The sequence below is a fragment of the Symbiopectobacterium sp. Eva_TO genome, from assembly GCF_053848865.1.
In genome coordinates this window covers 151,937-170,214 of record NZ_JBSPEY010000005.1, presented here as the reverse complement: position 1 = coordinate 170,214, position 18,278 = coordinate 151,937, and the positions used below count along the sequence as shown (strand labels likewise).

General features: G+C 51.9%; 11 protein-coding genes and 12 pseudogenes. 14 read left to right on the top strand and 9 right to left on the bottom strand.

The features are described 5' to 3' along the window. Positions 1–50: 50 nt before the first annotated feature. A pseudogene (locus ACWWJF_RS26310) lies at positions 51–1,129 on the top strand (IS3 family transposase); the annotation flags it as partial. A 15-nt stretch (positions 1,130–1,144) separates the two neighbouring features. Further along, positions 1,145–2,440: pseudogene (locus ACWWJF_RS26305) on the top strand (IS4 family transposase). Between the two features lies 1 nt (position 2,441). On the opposite strand, the pseudogene ACWWJF_RS26300 reads toward ACWWJF_RS26305, so the two are convergent. The 4 pseudogenes from ACWWJF_RS26300 to ACWWJF_RS26285 form a co-directional block, all read right to left on the bottom strand. Further along, positions 2,442–2,579, bottom strand: a pseudogene (locus ACWWJF_RS26300) (recombinase family protein); the annotation flags it as partial. A gap of 58 nt (positions 2,580–2,637) precedes the next feature. After that, positions 2,638–3,189: pseudogene (locus ACWWJF_RS26295) on the bottom strand (integrase core domain-containing protein); the annotation flags it as partial. A gap of 180 nt (positions 3,190–3,369) precedes the next feature. Beyond that, positions 3,370–3,858 (bottom strand): annotated as a pseudogene (locus tag ACWWJF_RS26290) (helix-turn-helix domain-containing protein); the annotation flags it as partial. A gap of 103 nt (positions 3,859–3,961) precedes the next feature. Next, a pseudogene (locus ACWWJF_RS26285) lies at positions 3,962–4,213 on the bottom strand (recombinase family protein); the annotation flags it as partial. A 92-nt stretch (positions 4,214–4,305) separates the two neighbouring features. On the opposite strand from ACWWJF_RS26285, the gene ACWWJF_RS26280 reads away from it, so the two are divergent. Both ACWWJF_RS26280 and ACWWJF_RS26275 read left to right on the top strand, forming a co-directional pair. Further along, positions 4,306–4,599, top strand: a complete 294-nt coding sequence (locus ACWWJF_RS26280; protein ID WP_455871368.1) for a hypothetical protein — start codon at positions 4,306–4,308, stop codon at positions 4,597–4,599. Between the two features lie 302 nt (positions 4,600–4,901). Then, a complete protein-coding gene (locus ACWWJF_RS26275; RefSeq protein WP_455871482.1) occupies positions 4,902–5,510 on the top strand; it encodes a tail fiber assembly protein in 609 nt (202 codons plus the stop codon). Here the strand turns inward: ACWWJF_RS26275 and ACWWJF_RS26270 are convergent. Next, positions 5,427–6,095, bottom strand: a complete 669-nt coding sequence (locus ACWWJF_RS26270) for a hypothetical protein (RefSeq protein WP_455871367.1) — start codon at positions 6,093–6,095, stop codon at positions 5,427–5,429. The two genes, ACWWJF_RS26275 and ACWWJF_RS26270, sit on opposite strands and share 84 nt — an antisense overlap. A gap of 89 nt (positions 6,096–6,184) precedes the next feature. On the opposite strand from ACWWJF_RS26270, the gene ACWWJF_RS26265 reads away from it, so the two are divergent. Together ACWWJF_RS26265 and ACWWJF_RS26260 are read left to right on the top strand one after the other, a co-directional pair. Beyond that, a complete protein-coding gene (locus ACWWJF_RS26265; RefSeq protein ID WP_455871366.1) occupies positions 6,185–6,775 on the top strand; it encodes a recombinase family protein in 591 nt (196 codons plus the stop codon). A 104-nt stretch (positions 6,776–6,879) separates the two neighbouring features. Next, a pseudogene (locus ACWWJF_RS26260) lies at positions 6,880–7,910 on the top strand (IS630 family transposase). Positions 7,911–7,938: 28 nt separating this feature from the next. On the opposite strand, the gene ACWWJF_RS26255 reads toward ACWWJF_RS26260, so the two are convergent. Continuing rightward, positions 7,939–8,088, bottom strand: coding sequence for an AcrZ family multidrug efflux pump-associated protein (locus ACWWJF_RS26255; RefSeq protein WP_455871365.1), 150 nt, complete (start codon positions 8,086–8,088; stop codon positions 7,939–7,941). 237 nt (positions 8,089–8,325) lie between these two features. Between ACWWJF_RS26255 and modE the strand changes: the two genes are divergently transcribed. After that, the gene (modE, locus tag ACWWJF_RS26250; RefSeq protein ID WP_455871364.1) at positions 8,326–9,117 is read left to right on the top strand and encodes a molybdenum-dependent transcriptional regulator; all 792 of its coding nucleotides are present in this window, start codon (positions 8,326–8,328) and stop codon (positions 9,115–9,117) included. A gap of 67 nt (positions 9,118–9,184) precedes the next feature. After that, a complete protein-coding gene (locus ACWWJF_RS26245) occupies positions 9,185–10,045 on the top strand; it encodes a lipid kinase (RefSeq protein ID WP_455871481.1) in 861 nt (286 codons plus the stop codon). Positions 10,046–10,090: 45 nt separating this feature from the next. On the opposite strand, the gene ACWWJF_RS26240 is transcribed toward ACWWJF_RS26245, so the two are convergent. Beyond that, positions 10,091–10,690: a nitroreductase family protein gene (locus ACWWJF_RS26240; protein WP_455871363.1), complete on the bottom strand. Its 600-nt coding sequence runs from the start codon at positions 10,688–10,690 to the stop codon at positions 10,091–10,093. A gap of 191 nt (positions 10,691–10,881) precedes the next feature. Then, positions 10,882–11,529 (bottom strand): annotated as a pseudogene (moeB, locus tag ACWWJF_RS26235) (molybdopterin-synthase adenylyltransferase MoeB); the annotation flags it as partial. 107 nt (positions 11,530–11,636) lie between these two features. Here moeB and ACWWJF_RS26230 point away from each other — a divergent pair. The 6 genes and pseudogenes from ACWWJF_RS26230 (at position 11,637) to gsiD (ending at position 16,434) form a co-directional block, all read left to right on the top strand. Next, the gene (locus tag ACWWJF_RS26230) at positions 11,637–12,968 is read left to right on the top strand and encodes an IS4 family transposase (RefSeq protein ID WP_455871362.1); all 1,332 of its coding nucleotides are present in this window, start codon (positions 11,637–11,639) and stop codon (positions 12,966–12,968) included. Positions 12,969–13,022: 54 nt separating this feature from the next. After that, a pseudogene (gene gsiB / locus ACWWJF_RS26225) lies at positions 13,023–14,102 on the top strand (glutathione ABC transporter substrate-binding protein GsiB); the annotation flags it as partial. 137 nt (positions 14,103–14,239) lie between these two features. Further along, positions 14,240–14,542, top strand: a pseudogene (locus ACWWJF_RS26220) (glutathione ABC transporter permease GsiC); the annotation flags it as partial. Between the two features lie 177 nt (positions 14,543–14,719). After that, positions 14,720–15,259, top strand: a pseudogene (locus tag ACWWJF_RS26215) (ABC transporter permease subunit); the annotation flags it as partial. 105 nt (positions 15,260–15,364) lie between these two features. Beyond that, a complete protein-coding gene (locus ACWWJF_RS26210; RefSeq protein WP_455871361.1) occupies positions 15,365–15,520 on the top strand; it encodes an ABC transporter permease subunit in 156 nt (51 codons plus the stop codon). A gap of 9 nt (positions 15,521–15,529) precedes the next feature. After that, a pseudogene (gsiD, locus tag ACWWJF_RS26205) lies at positions 15,530–16,434 on the top strand (glutathione ABC transporter permease GsiD). 61 nt (positions 16,435–16,495) lie between these two features. Here the strand turns inward: gsiD and ACWWJF_RS26200 are convergent. After that, on the bottom strand, positions 16,496–18,193 hold the full coding sequence (locus ACWWJF_RS26200; RefSeq protein ID WP_455871360.1) for an NAD-dependent malic enzyme: 1,698 nt from the start codon (positions 18,191–18,193) through the stop codon (positions 16,496–16,498). Between the last annotated feature and the right edge of the window lie 85 nt (positions 18,194–18,278).

Here is an 18,278-nt window from a genome sequence, read left to right as displayed (position 1 = left end):
GTAACTCATTGATTAAACAGTGCGTTAGAAAGATGTGTATAACGATATGGGTTAATGTCAGCCATTCTGCCATTAGTCGCTGGGTCAATAAGCTTCGCCTTGAACGACAGGGAAAAACGCCAACGGGACTTCCTCTTACCCCTGAACAGCTCGAGCTGCGTGAGATGAAGAAAAAAGTCCAATGCCTTGAAATGGAGAACGAAATCCTAAAAAAGGCTACGGCGCTCTTAATGTCGGACTCACTCAACGGTTCACGGTAGTCGACAGGCTGAGGGCGCGATACCCGGTCACGGCGTTGTGCCAAACTTTTGAGGTACATCGCAGCAGCTACAGGCACTGGCAGGCTTCCGCTAATGAACCCGACGGTGAGCGCGTGGTTAAGTGTAGCCGCGTCATGGAAGCCTGGAACGCCAGCGGCGGCTCTGCCGGCGCTCGAAGTATCGCGACCATCGTCACCGGCAGCTCCGGTGTCAAAATGGGGCGCTGGCTGGCTGGCAAGCTGATGAAGGAGCTGGGTATCGCCAGCTGCCAGCGACCGGCTCACAAATACAAACGCGGCGGCAATGAACACGTTGAAATACCGAACTATCTCAACCGCCAGTTCGCGGTTACCGCGCCGGATCAGGTCTGGTGCGGCGATGTGACCTACATCTGGACGGGCAAATGCTGGGCTTACCTTGCGGTGGTGCTAGATCTGTTCGCCCGCAAACCGGTGGGCTGGGCCATGTCGACGTCGCCGGACTCGGCGCTGACAGTTAAAGCGTTGCAGATGGCCTGGGAACTCCGGGGACAACCAACAGGAGTCATGTTCCACAGCGACCAGGGCAGCCACTATACCAGCCGTCAATACCGGCAAGCCCTGTGGCGCTGCCGGATAAAGCAGAGTATGAGTCGGCGGGGTAACTGCTGGGATAATGCGCCAATGGAGCGGTTCTTCCGCAGCCTGAAGACAGAATGGGTGCCGACAAAGGGTTACAACAGCTTCAGCGAAGCCCAGGACGCGATTATCCGCTACATCACGGGGTATTACAGCGCTATCCGGCCTCACTGGTATAACGGCGGCTTAACTCCAAACGAATCTGAGCGACTGTTCTACATACAGTCTAATGCGGTGGCCAATATTAGTTGACCACTACACCAAGAACTGGAAGGGGTAAATCTTGGTGACACGAGGCTCAATAAGCGTGCCAAAGGGCTTTTGATACGGCTGGCTGAGAATCCGCAAGCCAGCATTCCTCATGCGTGCCTCGGATGGTCTGAGACGCTGGGTGCTTACCGCTTCATGGAGAACCAAGCATTCGAATGGCGAGACATTCTGCAACCTCACTGGCAGCGTACGCAGGAAAGGATCCGAGAACACGAGGTTGTGCTGTGTATCCAAGACACTACCGAGCTTGACTTCAACGGGCAGCAAATCCAAGGCTTGGGTCCCTTGAACTACGAAGCCAGGCGTGGTCTGTACCTGCATCCGACCTACGCGGTCAGTCCGGATCGCGTGGGGTTGGGCGTACTGGATGCGTGGATGTGGGCAAGAGAGCCGAAGGATGCAGACGGAAAACGCGATGGGCTCAAGGAGAGTACGCGCTGGCTCGAGGGATACGAGCGAGTTGCTGAACTCGCCTCGGAGTTGCCAAACACACGTCTGGTGTACTTAGCCGATCGCGAAGCGGATATCAAGGCGTTGATGCAGCTCGCTGATGACCTTGGCACTCCGGCTGACTGGTTGATCCGCTCGACTCATAATCGCAGTCTGGACTGTAATGAGAAGCTTTGGCAGAAGGTTGGAAAGACCGTGCCGGTGGGAGAAATCCAATTCGTTATGGCGGCTCGCGCGGGGCAGAAGGCGCGTACGGTGAAACAGGCGCTGCGCGTGAAGTGAGTGTCGCTGCGTTGCGGGTTGGCAGTGACTTGTGTGATAGCCAAGGAAATTGAGCCGCCAGCAGGCGTGAAGCCGGTCGAGTGGCGGTTGCTGAGCAATCGCGTACCTGAAGGACGAGAAGATATCGTGGAGCTGATCGACTGGTATCGGGCTAGATGGGAAATCGAGATGTTCTTCAATGTGCTGAAGAACGGCTGCTGTGTCGAAGCGTTACAGTTATCGACCGTGGATCGCATTGAGCGGGCATTGGCGCTGTTCATGATCGTGGCATGGCGCATCGCCTATTTAATGCGTATGGGACGAACCTGTCCAGAGCTAGACGCAATGTTGTTCTTTGATTCCGACGAGACTCATGGAGCTTACCTACTGATGAACAAGCGTATGCCCAAGGGCCGCCCTAAGCTAAACGAAGTATTGCGCTTAGTTGCGCAACTCGGAGGCTTTCTTGCTCGAAAAGGCGACGGTGAACCAGGCGCAAAAACTATCTGGAAAGGCTTGCAGAAAGTCATGACGGCCGCCGAAACGCTACGCGCGCTCAGGCACGAACAGAGATGTGTATAACGAGGTGAGCCTGAGTACGCTCAACAATCAGTTCCCGCTCCATTTGTGCCAACGCACTCATCACATGAAAGAAAAAACGACCTGCTGACGAAGAGGTATCGATAGAATCCGTCAAACTATGAAAATGAATGCCTTTATCTGTATTAGCTCAGACCTGATCTGACAGTTACCGGTTATTTATACAGGTGTCTGTCAGATTAAATCTGGTTCAGATTTTTTTCTGCCCAGACTCGTTTACCATCAAGTAACGTGGCCATTGGCGTACGCCCGCAGCACATTTTACCCTGATGAGTTCGCTCATTATTGTAATGCCACAACCAGTTGTCCAGATCCTTTTGTAGACTTTCTAGGTCCTCGTATAACGTCTTACGGAACGCAACCTGATAAAAATCCTGCAAAATAGTTTTATGGAAGCGCTCGCAGATACCGTTTGTCTGCGGAGACATCGCTTTCGTTTTCGTATGGTCTATATCGTTGATAGCCAAGTACAGCTGATAGTCATGTTGTTCCACTTTACCGCAGTACTCCGTCCCCCTGTCCGTCAGTATTCTTAGCATTGGCAGCCCCTGAGCTTCGTAGAACGGCAGCACGCGATCATTGAGCAGGTCGGCGGCAGAGATCGGTGCTTTACTCGTGTAAAGCTTGCAGTGCGCCACTTTCGAGTACGTATCCACGAACGTCTGCTGGTAGATACGGCCAACACCTTTCAGATTACCCACGTAGAAGGTGTCCTGCGACCCCAGATAACCCATATCGTTATACACATCTTTCTAACGCACTGTTTAATCAATGAGTTACGGGTTTATCTCAGAGTGGCATTTTGAACCTCAAAAAGCCAATGGGATGGCTTGAATGCCTTAATTCACGGGGTTCTGAGCATCCTGTTCAAAAAATGGCCAAAAGATGTGTATAACGATATGCAGATAACCCGGGTGAGCAGTCTCTATTTCACCACAGGCTTCGTCGTCGTGCGCCTTCTTCTCCAGTGCAGCGATTTGAGCATCAGTAAGTACGATGCCTTCTCTGGCAACTTTTTCCTCAAGTGCCTTCAGGCGCTTACGAAAGTTTTCCAGATCGTGTCGTTGCCAGATGGAGCGCACACCGCTGCCAGAAATGAAGACGCCTTTTTTACGCAGCTCATTACTGGTCCGGTGCTGGCCATGAGCCGGGAACTCAATGGCGTAATCAACAACCGCACGTTCAGTGGCTTCATCAGCACGGTTTTTCAGGTTGGGAACCCGGCGGTTTTGGTTAACCAGAGCGTCAATGCCGCCTTCTGCCGCCAGTTCCTGATAGCGATAAAACGTGTCGCGTGACACCCCCATGATTTTACAGGCTTTTGATACGTTACCGAGTTCTTCGGCGAGATTGAGCAGGCCGGCTTTGTGTTTGATGATGGGATTGTTAGTATGAAGCATGAGAGTTACCTCGTGTTTTGTATAAGGATTCGACACCCATATCAAAACCGGTAACTCTCAACCTTTCAAGGTCCAGTGTCAGATCAAGTCGCGACTAATACACTTTATCTTCCAGTTCAGAGATTAAGCCGATTAAATGTTTGATGCTGCGCCCCAGTCTATCGAGTTTCCAAACAACTAACGTATTGCCCGTTTTTAAGCAATTTAACGCGCGTTTTAATCCAGGTCTCTGGTCTGTTTTTCCACTGATTTTATCCTCAAAAATCTGGTCACAATTTGCACAAATGAGTTATTTTCGCTGTAAATCGGTGTTTTGGTCATTTTTTGACACCCTTATATAGCCTATTTTTGCCATTTTAGCCTCTTATTCTCCCTCTGAAAGCCTTGTCATCGCTGGTTTTGGGCAAAATATTAGCTAAATTTCCTATTCAATAAAACCTTGGTTTGTTGGAAACGGTAGATTGTGCAAAAAATGCACTAGATAAACGCACGGGTGGAACTGTCACCGGACGTGTCACTCTCGGTAAAAATTTAACCATTTCGTGGGGCGGCAGAACCGCAACCTTTCACGAAAACGGTGATGTGACAGGACCCGTTTGGGGCGGGACTTTAGGCGGCTGGGTGGATAACAAAGTCAATGGTCGCGCTACTTGGGATTATGTCAATACTACGTTCGTAAAAGATATTCGATTGGGGCATATGCAGGAGGTTCAGGTCATATCGTTATACACATCTTTCTAACGCACTGTTTAATCAATGAGTTACGGGTTTATCTCAGAGTGGCATTTTGAACCTCAAAAAGCCAATGGGATGGCTTGAATGCCTTAATTCACGGGGTTCTGAGCATCCTGTTCAAAAAATGGCCAAAAGATGTGTATAACGATATGGGTTCAGGTATGGAAGGGGCCAGGCTATCGGGATGAACCTCATTATGTGATTACTGGTGTCTATAACGGTAATGGTGATAACTATGTAGATTTCGTTCAGCGCCGTATCCTACAAAAAAACGTTAATGGTAACTGGATAAATGTGTGGTTTATGTGATGAAAAATATTAAAAACTTTAAGCGCTATCACACTGATTATGTTGATAAAAAAGCGCTAGAATACGCTGTTGGGGCGATTTTCCTTATCTCGGAAGATGATCAAGACTGGTATGAGTGCCAGAAAAGCTTTCAGCCCGATACGATGAAAGTCGAGTATGAAGCCGATGGAGTTATACGCTCGATGGGCTACGATATCAGCGGTTTCTGTCCCGAAGGATGCAGCATAGCAGAAGTATCAGAATGGCCTAAAGAGATGGCCCCTAACCGAAAATGGTGTTTTATCGATGGTGAGGTTGTTCCACGCGTTTATACAGCAGATGAACTCAGGGAGCAAGCGACTCATAAACGCGATTATCTACTTGAACAGGCAGGAAAATTTATAGCGCCGTTGCAGGATGCGGTAGACATTGACATGGCGACAGAAGCCGAAAAAGCGGCACTGCTGGTCTGGAAAAAATACCGTGTGCTGCTAAACCGTGTCGATATCAGCGCAGCCACGGATATCGACTGGCCAGATCCTCCTTCAGAAACCAATCGCCAGAACCACGGTTTCAAGACTGTTATCCACTGTCACCCTGACGGTCGCGTTATCGACCAGATGGGCTGACTGGGACTGCTCATAGGCCCAGAAGTTTATCGCCGCGCCAGCATAGCCGATACAGAACAATCCTGTGGTGGAAAACTTTATGGGCAGCGGGAAATCGTATGTCCCTGACCCTTTGTCTTTTCCGTATCTCGCCCACTGGATAATTAACCCCGTATCCCCGCATTTCCACCATCCGTTGACCTCGCGCTTCGCCGTATTCGGTTGGCCGTAGGCCCCTTTGGGCTGGAAGGTATTTCTCAGGTAAATGTTCAGCCATTGATTGCCCCACATGCTACCGTAGATATTGCCGTCATGGGCTATCCTTGCAGCTCCGGCATACACCGAAGAAGGGGCACGAAAACCACCGTCTTTATGGAAAACGTACTCACCACCACCGTCATTGCCGTTGTTTAGTCGAACGCCATCGCCGCCCTTGTCTTTGTAGAGCCACATGCGAACGCTACCATCCTGATTATGAATACCCAGATGCTTGCGATCATCCCCCTTCAGTGAGAGTACACCACCCTGTGAAATAATGTCGCCATTGACCGTTCCTCCAGTCCGTTTATCCAGTGCATTTTTTGCACAATCTACCGTTTCTAACAAACCAAGGTTTTTTTAACTCGACAATTTAGCTAAGATTTTGACCAAAACCAGTGATAACAAAGCTTTCAGAGGGAGGATAAGGGGCTAAAATGGCAAAAATAGGCTATATGAGGGTGTCAAAAAATGACCAAAACACCGATTTACAGCGAAAATCACTCATTTGTACAAATTGTGAGCAGATTTTTGAGGATAAAATCAGCGGAAAAACAGACCAGAGACCCGGATTAAAACGCGCGTTAAATGCACTGAAATCGGGTGACACCTTAGTCGTCTGGAAGTTGGATAGACTGGGTCGCAGCATTAAACATTTGATTACTTTAATATCCAAACTGGAAGATGAAGGCATTCATTTTCATAGTTTGACGGATGCCATTGATACCTCTACGTCCGCTGGCCGTTTTTTCTTTCATGTGATGAGCGCGTTGGCACAGATGGAGCGAGAACTGATTGTTGAGCGTACTAAGGCAGGTTTAGCAGCAGCAATAATTAGGGGACGTATTGGCGGCAGACCTCAGTCGCTATCTTTTGCACAGCAACAGGAAGCTCAAAAATTATTGGCGAATGGTCATAGCAGAAAACAGCTTGCATTACTGTATGGTGTTTCATTGACCAGCATCTACAAATATTGTCCCGTTGATCGTACCACTCAAACAGACCAAAGTGCCTCTGATGAAAAATGACAGTGTAATTTCGTTGCACTGATGGAAAGAAAAGTAGCCTGCCATTTATCGCACGTTTTGGCTTCAAATACCGCACGCCGCATCATCATCAACCGGACTGAGCGATGTCGAGCATAGCACCGATACCCCGTAACGAACGACGCCTGATGAAGAAAACTATCCATAAAACGCGTGACAAGAATCACGCCCGCAGGCTGACCGCCATCCTGATGTTGCACCGGGGCGAGCGCGTGAGCGATGTCGCCAGAATGCTTTGCTGCGCCCGTTCGTCAATCGGCAGATGGATTAACTGGCTCACCCTGTACGGCATTGAAGGCCTCAAATCTCTGCGGCCCGGTCGTGGCCGTCGCTGGCCGTTTGAACAGATCTGCGCACTGTTAATCCAGCTCGTAAAGCGTTCCCCTCATGATTTTGGCTATCAGCGTTCGCGTTGGAGCACGGAACTGCTAGCGATAAAAATCAATGAGATAACCGGTTGCCAGTTGCATGCTTCCACGGTGCGCCGTTGGCGGCCTTCTGCCGGTCTGGTGTGGCGACGCGCAGCTCCTACGCTGCGTATCCGCGACCCGCATAAGGAAGAAAAAATGGAGGCCATCGCGATGGCGCTGGAACAATGCAGCGCGGAACATCCCGTCTTTTACGAAGACGAAGTGGATATTCATCTGAATCCCAAAATTGGCGCGGACTGGCAGGTTCGCGGGAAGCAGAAACGCATCGTGACGCCGGGCCAGAACGAGAAATATTATCTGTCGGGTGCATTACACAGCGGGACGGGAAAAGTCAGCTATGTTGGAGGAAACAGTAAAATTTCGTGTTTTTTATCAGTATTTTAGAGCATTTGAGAGCAACGTACAGACGGGCAAAAACGCTCACGCTGATAGTTGATAACTACATTATTCACAAAAGCCGGGAGACGCAGCGCTGGCTGGAAGAAAACCCGAAATTCAGGGTTATTTATCAGCCGGTGTACTCACCATGGGTAAATCATGTAGAGCGGTTATGGCAGGCGTTGCATGAAACCATTACCCGCAATCATCAATGCTGTTCAATGTGGCAGTTACTGAACAAGGTTCGCCGCTTCATGGAAACTGTCAGCCCGTTTCCCAGTGGAAAACATGGACAGGCAAAAGTGTAGCGGTATTAGGAACAGCTATTTAGTGGGGTTACTTTCTTACAACGCGTTCATCGGCATGGCCAATACGGGAAAAGATATTAAATACTTCGCCTAAACCGTAGATAGCACCGAGGATGATCGCCATCATCATAGGCACCATGGCAACTGCAAACAGCAGACTTTTGAGCAAATCCAACATGCTTACCTCACTTATCGCTAACGGTCCGTTTCTCAATACACGCGACATTCATCGCGAATCTCAACGTACCGCAACGAAAAATCATTACGGGTGATGGTGAATAGTGTACCGTAACTGTAAGAATTAATGTGACCATTTGTGCGGTTTGCCCGCACCGCTCAAACGCGCGACAATAGCGCTGTACCGAACGTCACGCACGTTCGGTTTTGTCTTTTTTAATCTCCCTGGACCGTGACCATGCAAGCTGAAATCCTTCTGACACTCAAATTACAACAACGTCTTTTTGCCGACCCACGACGCATTGAGCTGATCAAACAGATTCGTCACACCGGTTCCATTAGCCAAGGTGCCAAACTCGCAGGTATCAGCTACAAAAGCGCCTGGGATGCCATCAACGAAATGAATCAACTGGCAGAGCAGACCATTGTAGAGCGCATGACCGGCGGTAAAGGCTGCGGTGGGGCCACGCTGACGCGTTATGGCGAACGATTGATTCAGCTCTATGATTTGCTGGCACAAATACAGCAAAAGGCGTTTGACGTTCTGCAAGATGATAATTTGCCGCTGGACAGCCTGCTGGCCGCCATCGCGCGTTTTTCACTGCAAACCAGCGCCCGCAACCAATTCTTTGGTACGGTGCAAGCCCGCAGTCGGGACGCGGTTCAGCAGCATCTGAGCGTACTGCTGGCCGATGGAAAGACGGCGGTGAATGTATTACTGACCCAACAGAGCGCCGAGCGATTGGGGCTCAATGAAGGTAAAGAAGTGCTGGTGTTGATTAAAGCGCCCTGGATTGCGGTATACGATGCCGTAGCAACACGGCCGCAATCCGATAACGAGCTGACTGGCACACTGTCATCGCTGGAAACGGGACAGGATAGCAGCGAAGTGCTGATCGCACTGGCAAGCGGCGAGACACTCTGCGCCACGGTGCCAAACGAGCAGGTTACACAGCAAAAACTGCGCGTGGGAATGGCGGTGACAGCCTGCTTTAATGCCGATCGTGCGATTGTCGCGACCTTGTGCTGATCGCTGAACTCCCGTGACAGGAATCGCCATACGAACGGCTTGACAATGACGGCAATGCCCTTTATTTCTGAGAGTATTACTTGCTGAAAAATCAAGGAAGGGCGACTGCGCACGCAAAGAGGTGCTGGCTCAGCTGACGGCGCAGGGACTGCGGGTGATCGTTCCCAACGTAGACCTAACGATGACTTACAGCGAATTGATCGAGCATTATGCCGATCGCGTCGATAGTGTCATCGTCGGGGGCGGCGACGGCAGCCTGAACGCGGCCGCTTCGGGCTTGGTGGCGACAGGATTGCCGCTGGGAGTGCTTCCGCTGGGAACGGCCAATGATTTTGCTCGCACGCTGGGTATCCCCTTCGATCTGAAAAATGCCATTTCTGTTATCGTTGCTGGTCACCGTCGAGCTGTAGATTTAGGAAAGGTGAACGGTCACCTGTTCTTTAACGTGTCCAGTATCGGTTTTTCTGCTGCTTTGGCGCGTGAACTGACGGCTGAATCCAAAAAACGCTGGGGAACGCTTGGCTATGCGCTGGCTGCCTGTAAGCTGTTGCGCCAAAGTCGGCCATTTCGTGCGGAAATTGTTCATGAAGGCATGGCCGAACGTGTCAGAACGATAAAAATCTCAGTGGGTAACGGGCGTTTTTATGGTGGCGGTATGGCGGTAGAAGAGCGTGCCGCGCCAGATGACGGGCTGCTTGATGTCTACAGCCTTGAAGTGACCCATTGGTGGCAGATGGTTGCGTTGATCCCATCTCTACGCCATGGCCCTCAAGGGCGTTGGCGTCAGGTGCGGGCTTTTTCCACGACAGAGTTGATACTGAACACCCGGCGACCACACGATATCAACGCGGATGGTGAACTGATTGGCCGCACTCCGGCATATTTTACCATTGAACAGAAAGCCATTGAGGTGTTTGCTCCGCGCTGATTCAGAGGCGTAAATACGCCCCTGAACGTTTGTGCGGTTTATTCCTTATTTGAAAACGCGAAAACGGATTTCGTCATCAATATAGGTTTTCTCTCCGGCAGGTTGCTCAATGGAGCCGAACGGTAACTGCGCCCGCAGTTTCCACTGCGCGGGCAAATTCCACGCTTTTTTCACATCGTCATCAATCAGCGGGTTGTAGTGCTGTAGTGATGCACCGACGTTTTCTTGTGCCAAGGCGGTCCAGACGGCGAACTGCGCGATACCGGTGCCGTGTTCAGACCAGATAGGGAAGTTGTCTGCATAAAGCGAGAACTGCTTTTGCAACGTCTCGATCACGTCAGTATCTTCAAAGAACAGCACGGTCCCGGCACCCGCAGCAAATGAGGCCAGTTTTTTTTCGGTGGACTCAAAAGCATCCGCAGGCACGATTTTTTGGAGCTGATGTTTGACGATATCCCACAGTTTCTTATGCTGCGCGCCGAACAGAATCACGGCGCGAGAGCTTTGCGAGTTGAAAGATGACGGGCTCTGCTTGACTGCTGTAGTGACGATCTCGGTGATTTTCTCTTCAGAAATCGGCAGATGTGAACCGATGGCGTAGATGGAACGGCGAACCTTGATAGCCTGCAAAAATGCGTTGCTCATGCGTTATTCCCCTCTAATCATTCCTCATCAGGATGTTATTTCGCAACCTTGACGCAAAATACCCGTGATACTCTGGCACCCTTGGGTGACAGGTTCAAGTCTGATAACTCAATACAATATACAATAGAAGAATAGCTGCTAAGCAAAAATGTGCTCAACCTATGGGGGGATCCAGCGCTACCGCAGCCAGATCAGTGTCCGCACACCTCACAGTGTGGACTTTTGGGTAGCGTAATCGTGCGAAACTGTGTGGTCATGGCTTCATACAATACCAACCGACCGACGGCCGGTTCGCCAAAATGCGCCAGCAGTTTGATCGTCTCCATCGCCTGTAAGGCACCAATGATACCAACCAGCGGGGACATTACCCCAGCTTCGGCGCAGGTTAACGCGTTTTCACCAAACAGTCGGCTCAGGCAGCGGTAGCAGGGCTCTTGTTCACCGTAGGTAAACACGCTGATCTGGCCTTCCATGCGAATTGCGGCACCAGAAACCAGCGGCGTTTTGCTGTGAAAACAAAAGCGGTTAAGACGATCGCGTATCGCTACGTTGTCGGTGCAATCCAGTACCACCTGATGGCGGTTTACCAGCGCCTGTAAGGCTTTATCCGCCAGATCGTCGTTAATGCACTCGAGTGAAATATGGGGATTAATCGCGGCCAGCTCCGTAGCCGCAGAGGTGACCTTCGCCATATCGATACGTGCATCGCGTTGCAAAACCTGGCGTTGCAGGTTGGAAAGCGCAACGGTGTCAAAATCCAGCAGCGTCAAATGTCCTGTGCCCGCCGCTGCCAGGTACTGTGCTGCGGCACAACCCAAGCCCACCTCGTTATACACAAGTCCGCAACGCCTTATATGCCAAGGGTTAGCGGGCTGAAATAGGCAGCCGGTGGGGTTGTAAATGAAGTGAAACCGACGTGTACTATCGCCATTTACGGCGCTGAAAAATGATACGGGATTCAGATGGCTGGGCACACCAAGAACTGGAAGGGGTAAATCTTGGTGACACGAGGCTCAATAAGCGTGCCAAAGGGCTTTTGATACGGCTGGCTGAGAATCCGCAAGCCAGCATTCCGCATGCGTGCCTCGGATGGTCTGAGACGCTGGGTGCTTACCGCTTCATGGAGAACCAAGCATTCGAATGGCGAGACATTCTGCAACCTCACTGGCAGCGTACGCAGGAAAGGATCCGAGAACACGAGGTTGTGCTGTGTATCCAAGACACTACCGAGCTTGACTTCAACGGGCAGCAAATCCAAGGCTTGGGTCCCTTGAACTACGAAGCCAGGCGTGGTCTGTACCTGCATCCGACCTACGCGGTCAGTCCGGATCGCGTGGGGTTGGGCGTACTGGATGCGTGGATGTGGGCAAGAGAGCCGAAGGATGCAGACGGAAAACGCGATGGGCTCAAGGAGAGTACGCGCTGGCTCGAGGGATACGAGCGAGTTGCTGAACTCGCCTCGGAGTTGCCAAACACACGTCTGGTGTACTTAGCCGATCGCGAAGCGGATATCAAGGCGTTGATGCAGCTCGCTGATGACCTTGGCACTCCGGCTGACTGGTTGATCCGCTCGACTCATAATCGCAGTCTGGACTGTAATGAGAAGCTTTGGCAGAAGGTTGGAAAGACCGTGCCGGTGGGAGAAATCCAATTCGTTATGGCGGCTCGCGCGGGGCAGAAGGCGCGTACGGTGAAACAGGCGCTGCGCGTGAAGCGAGTGTCGCTGCGTTGCGGGTTGGCAGTGACTTGTGTGATAGCCAAGGAAATTGAGCCGCCAGCAGGCGTGAAGCCGGTCGAGTGGCGGTTGCTGAGCAATCGCGTACCTGAAGGACGAGAAGATATCGTGGAGCTGATCGACTGGTATCGGGCTAGATGGGAAATCGAGATGTTCTTCAATGTGCTGAAGAACGGCTGCTGTGTCGAAGCGTTACAGTTATCGACCGTGGATCGCATTGAGCGGGCATTGGCGCTGTTCATGATCGTGGCATGGCGCATCGCCTATTTAATGCGTATGGAACGAACCTGTCCAGAGCTGGACGCAATGTTGTTCTTTGATTCCGACGAGACTCATGGAGCTTACCTACTGATGAACAAGCGTATGCCCAAGGGCCGCCCTAAGCTAAACGAAGTATTGCGCTTAGTTGCGCAACTCGGAGGCTTTCTTGCTCGAAAAGGCGACGGTGAACCAGGCGCAAAAACTATCTGGAAAGGCTTGCAGAAAGTCATGACGGCCGCCGAAACGCTACGCGCGCTCAGGCACGAACAGAGATGTGTATAACGAGGTGATTTCAGCCCGCTAACCCTTGGCATATAAGGCGTTGCGGACTTGTGTATAACGAGGTGGGCACACCCTGCGGCGGTGATTATTTCGCCTGCCGCGTTGCAGCAATATGGCAAGGAGATTGGTTTTCACCCAGTGGGCACCGGCCCTTAAAAGTTTGTCACCTGGAACCAGACGGACTATGTGAAAGTGGAGAAATTCTCCGGTTATTGGCGTGCGGGGCTGCCCAAGCTCGACAGTATTACCTGGCGTCCGGTGGTGGATAACAACACGCGTGCCTCGCTGCTCCAGACGGGTGAAGCGCAGTTCGCTTTCCCGGTGCCGTTTGAGCAAGCCAAGGTGCTGGAGAAAAATGACCAGTTGGCGGTGGTGATATCGCCCTCTATTTTGCACCGTTATATCAGCTTTAACGTCACACAAAAGCCGTTTGACAATATCAAGGTGCGGCAGGCGATTAACTACGCCATCAACAAAGACGCGCTGATCAAGGTAGCATTCTCCGGTTACGCGGTTCCGTCACAGGGACCTTTGCCAAAGAGCATCGATTTTGCGCAGCAGTATCAACCGTGGCCTTATGATCCGGCAAAAGCGCGTGAACTGTTGAAAGAAGCGGGCTACCCGGAAGGATTTACGACCACACTGTGGGCATCACATAACCACAGTACGGCACAGAAAGTACTGCAATTTACCCAGCAGCAGCTGGCGCAGGTAGGGATTAAAGTGCAGGTTACGGCGATGGATGCCGGGCAGCGTGCCGCCGAAGTGGAAGGCAAGGGAGTGAAGGAAACCGGTGTGCGCCTGCTCTACACCGGCTGGTCTGCCTCAACCGGGGAAGCCGATTGGGCGCTGACACCGCTGTTTGCCACAGCGTCCTGGCCGCCGGCTCTGTTTAATACGGCATTTTACAGCAGCGAGCAAGTGGATGCCGATCTGGCGAATGCGTTGAAGACCAACGATCGCGCGCAGAAGGAAAAACTGTACAAAGACGCGCAGGACAAAATCTGGGCGGATGCTCCTTGGGCGTTTTTGGTGACGGAACAGCTGGTTTCAGCTAACAACAAGAAACTGAGTGGGTTCTACGTGATGCCTGATACCGCATTCAGTTTTGATGAGGCTGATTTGGCGCAATAAGTGATGCAGGTTTTTTTTCTCAGCCGCGTGATAGACGCGGCTGAGAACCTGGTAATTTCCGTGTTGCCGCCGCGTGTAAAACAGGGAGCAGAGAACGCCATGCCAGACAATGAAACAAGAAGGATAATCATGTTGTTATGCTGAATTACTTCCTCAAACGGCTGCTGGGCATGATCCCCACCTTGCTGATTGTGCTGGTCGTGGTGTTTATGTTTGTACACCTGCTGCCAGGCGATCCTGCGCGCCTGATGGCGGGGCGTGAGGCTGATGCTGCCGTGATTGCCATGGTTCGGCAGGATTTAGGTTTGGATAGACCGCTCTACGAACAATTCTGGCGATTTTTTACCCATGTGTTGCAAGGCGATCTGGGCACCTCGATGGCCTCTAAACGCCCGGTCGCCAATGAGATTGCCATCCGCTTTCTGCCGACGCTTTGGCTTACCTTAACCCATATCGTTATACACATCTTTCTAACGCACTGTTTAATCAATGAGTTACGGGTTTATCTCAGAGTGGCATTTTGAACCTCAAAAAGCCAATGGGATGGCTTGAATGCCTTAATTCACGGGGTTCTGAGCATCCTGTTCAAAAAATGGCCAAAAGATGTGTATAACGATATGACCTTAACCAGCATGGTGTGGGCCGTTATCTTCGGCATGAGCATCGGCATGATTTCCGCTATCTGGCGCAATCGCTGTCCTGACCGTCTGGGGATGACGCTGGCGGTATCCGGTCTGTCATTTCCATCGTTTGCGTTGGGGATGCTGTTGATGCAGGTGTTTTCCGTTGAGCTGGGTTGGTTACCCACCGTCGGAGCGGAGAGCTGGCGTCACTATATTTTGCCCTCAATAACCCTAGGCGCTGCCGTTGCGGCCGTGATGGCGCGTTTCACGCGCGCCTCCTTTGCCGATGTGCTGCAAGAAGATTACATGCGCACCGCACGTGCCAAAGGGGTCCGCAAATTTTTGGTCATAACCAAACATGGTTTGCGCAATGCGCTGATCCCGGTGGTGACGATGATGGGCCTTCAGTTTGGCTTTTTGCTGGGCGGGTCTATCGTGGTGGAAAAAGTGTTCAACTGGCCGGGGTTAGGGCATATCGTTATACACATCTTTTGGCCATTTTTTGAACAGGATGCTCAGAACCCCGTGAATTAAGGCATTCAAGCCATCCCATTGGCTTTTTGAGGTTCAAAATGCCACTCTGAGATAAACCCGTAACTCATTGATTAAACAGTGCGTTAGAAAGATGTGTATAACGATATGGGGTTAGGGCGCTTGTTGGTGGACGCGGTGGAGATGCGCGATTACTCCGTGATTCAGGGATTGGTGCTGTTGTTCTCACTGGAGTTTATTGTCATTAACCTGCTGGTGGATGTGCTTTATGCGGCAATCAACCCGTCAATTCGCTATCGATAAGGAACCGCGATGAAACATTGGCGACGTAAGGCCGTGCTGGCAACGCTGCCGCTGCTGCGGGAAACCACCATCCGCACTCCGCTCGGTGAGTTTTGGCGACGTTTTTTGTTGCAGCGCACCGCCGTGATGGCGGGCGTGTTTGTGCTGCTACTGATCGTCGTAGCGCTACTTGCGCCTTATCTGGCTACGTTCGATGCGGAAAATTATTTCGATTATGACCGTTTGAACGAGGGACCCTCTTCGCTGCATTGGCTCGGCGTTGATGCGCTGGGTCGCGATATCTTCAGCCGTATTCTGCTCGGCGCGCGTATTTCGCTGGCGGCAGGCATCTTGTCCGTGGAGGTGGGCATGATCATCGGTACATTGCTGGGGCTGGTGGCCGGTTACTATGAAGGGATCTGGGATCGGCTGATTATGCGCTTGTGTGACGTGCTGTTTGCCTTTCCGGGGATTCTGTTGGCGATTGCCGTGGTGGCGGTGATGGGCAGCGGTATGCCCAATGTGATTGTCGCCGTGGCGATTTTCAGCATTCCGGCCTTTGCGCGTCTGGTGCGTGGTAATACCTTGGTGTTGAAACAGCAAACGTACGTGGAATCGGCGCGTAGCCTGGGCGCATCTGACCGCACCATTTTGTTGCGGCACATTCTTCCCGGCACCTTTTCGTCGATTGTGGTCTATTTTTCGATGCGTGTGGGCATGTCGATCATTACGGCGGCTAGCCTCTCTTTTCTTGGCCTCGGGGCGCAGCCTTCGACGCCAGAGTGGGGGCGATGCTCAATGAGGCGCGGGCTGATATGGTAATGGCACCGCATGTGGCGTTGTTTCCCAGTTTGGCGATTTTCCTGACCGTGCTGGCGTTTAATTTGCTAGGGGATGGTTTGCGCGATGCGCTCGACCCCAAATTACGCCCGTAGCTCAACACAAATAAAAACGGCCCCATTATCGGGGCCGTTGTGTTTCAGGTGACAGAAACGCTTAGAACGAGGTGCGTTTATAGCTGCGGTATTGCGGTTGCCAGAAGTTGTGCGTAATGGCCTTCGCCAGCGTATCGCTGGAAGTCACTTCTGCCACTCCCTGCAACTGCGCGGCTTTTGCTACGTCCATCGCGATACGGCGAGACACATCCTGGATGTCTTTCAGGTCAGGCAACAAGGCACCTTCACCGTTGTTGGCAAGCGGTGAACAGTCTGCCAATGCGCGGCTGGCGGCCATCAGCATGCCATCGGTAATGCGTTTGGCACCACAAGCCAACACGCCTAAGCCAATACCGGGGAAGATATAGGAGTTGTTGCATTGAGCAATCGGGAACAGCGTGTCCTTGTGCTTAACCGGCGCAAACGGACTTCCGGTTGCGACCAGTGCTGCACCGTCGGTCCAGCGGATAATATCTTCCGGACGCGCTTCCTCACGGGAGGTCGGGTTGGAAAGCGGCATCACGATAGGACGTGCGCAGTGGGTGTGCATTTCACGAATGATCTCTTCCGTGAACAGACCCGGCTGACCAGAAACGCCAATCAGGATAGTCGGCTTGGCGTTGCGCACCACTTCCAGCAGTGAGATAGCGTCACTGGCAACGTCCCACTCGATCAGCAATTCACTCTTCTGCACCAGCTTGCTCTGGAAATCGAGCAGGTTCGGCAGTTTGTCGGTCAGCAGACCGAAGCGATCCACCATAAACACGCGGGCACGCGCTTCTTCTTCGCTCAGACCTTCAGATTTCATCTGTGCGATAATTTGCTCGGCGATACCGCAACCGGCGGAACCGGCACCCAGGAAGGTGACCGTCTGATCGCGCAGTTGTGTGCCAGCAGCACGGCTGGCGGCAATCAGGCTGCCCAACGCCACGGCGGCGGTGCCTTGAATGTCGTCGTTAAAGCAGCAGATTTCATCGCGGTAACGGTTTAACAGCGGCGTGGCATTGCTTTGCGCAAAGTCTTCAAATTGCAACAACACGTTCGGCCAGCGGCGTTTTACTGCCTGAATAAATTCTTCTACGAAGTCATCGTACTCTTCGCCAGTAATGCGTGGGTGGCGCCAGCCCATATAGAGTGGATCGTTCAGGCGCTGCGGGTTGTTGGTGCCCACATCCAGCACGACGGGCAAGGTATAAGCCGGGCTGATGCCGCCACAGGCGGTGTAGAGCGACAGTTTACCGATAGGGATCCCCATGCCACCGATGCCCTGGTCGCCCAGGCCAAGGATACGCTCACCGTCGGTGACCACGATCACCTTCACGTTCTGCTTGGTGGCGTTTTGCAGCATGTCATCGATGTTTTCACGGTTCGGATAGGAGATAAACAAGCCGCGAGCACGACGGTAAATATCTGAGAAGTGTTCGCACGCCTGACCGACCGTTGGGGTGTAGATGATCGGCATCATTTCGGTCAGGTGTGCGTCCAGCAGGCGGTAAAACAGCGTCTCGTTAGTATCCTGAATGTTACGCAGGTAGACGTGCTTCTCCATATCATTTTTGAATTCCTGATACTGACGCCAGGCACGTTCTGCCTGTTCTTCAATGGTCTCCACGGCTTCAGGCAACAGGCCATGCAGGTTGAAGTTGGCACGCTCTTCATTGGTGAAGGCGCTACCTTTGTTCAGCAAAGGGAATTCCAACAGAATGGGGCCAGCATAAGGGATGTAGAGGGCGCGTTTGCTTTCGTATTCTAATTCCATGACTTTTCTTACTCTTCGGGTAACAGAAACGAATTTAGGTAATGACACGACATGACAGCGCGGATCTTAAATTACCCACAAAATA

Bases quoted from the DNA above. Each gene is read 5' to 3' on its own strand.
- ACWWJF_RS26230 (WP_455871362.1), top strand. From the start codon at position 11,637: ATGATACGGGATTCAGATGGCTGGGCACACCAAGAACTGGAAGGGGTA.
- ACWWJF_RS26200 (WP_455871360.1), bottom strand. From the start codon at position 18,193: ATGGAATTAGAATACGAAAGCAAACGCGCCCTCTACATCCCTTATGCT.
- ACWWJF_RS26265 (WP_455871366.1), top strand. From the start codon at position 6,185: ATGGCAAAAATAGGCTATATGAGGGTGTCAAAAAATGACCAAAACACC.
- ACWWJF_RS26210 (WP_455871361.1), top strand. From the start codon at position 15,365: ATGGGGTTAGGGCGCTTGTTGGTGGACGCGGTGGAGATGCGCGATTAC.
- modE (WP_455871364.1), top strand. From the start codon at position 8,326: ATGCAAGCTGAAATCCTTCTGACACTCAAATTACAACAACGTCTTTTT.
- ACWWJF_RS26240 (WP_455871363.1), bottom strand. From the start codon at position 10,690: ATGAGCAACGCATTTTTGCAGGCTATCAAGGTTCGCCGTTCCATCTAC.
- ACWWJF_RS26255 (WP_455871365.1), bottom strand. From the start codon at position 8,088: ATGTTGGATTTGCTCAAAAGTCTGCTGTTTGCAGTTGCCATGGTGCCT.
- ACWWJF_RS26275 (WP_455871482.1), top strand. From the start codon at position 4,902: ATGAAAAATATTAAAAACTTTAAGCGCTATCACACTGATTATGTTGAT.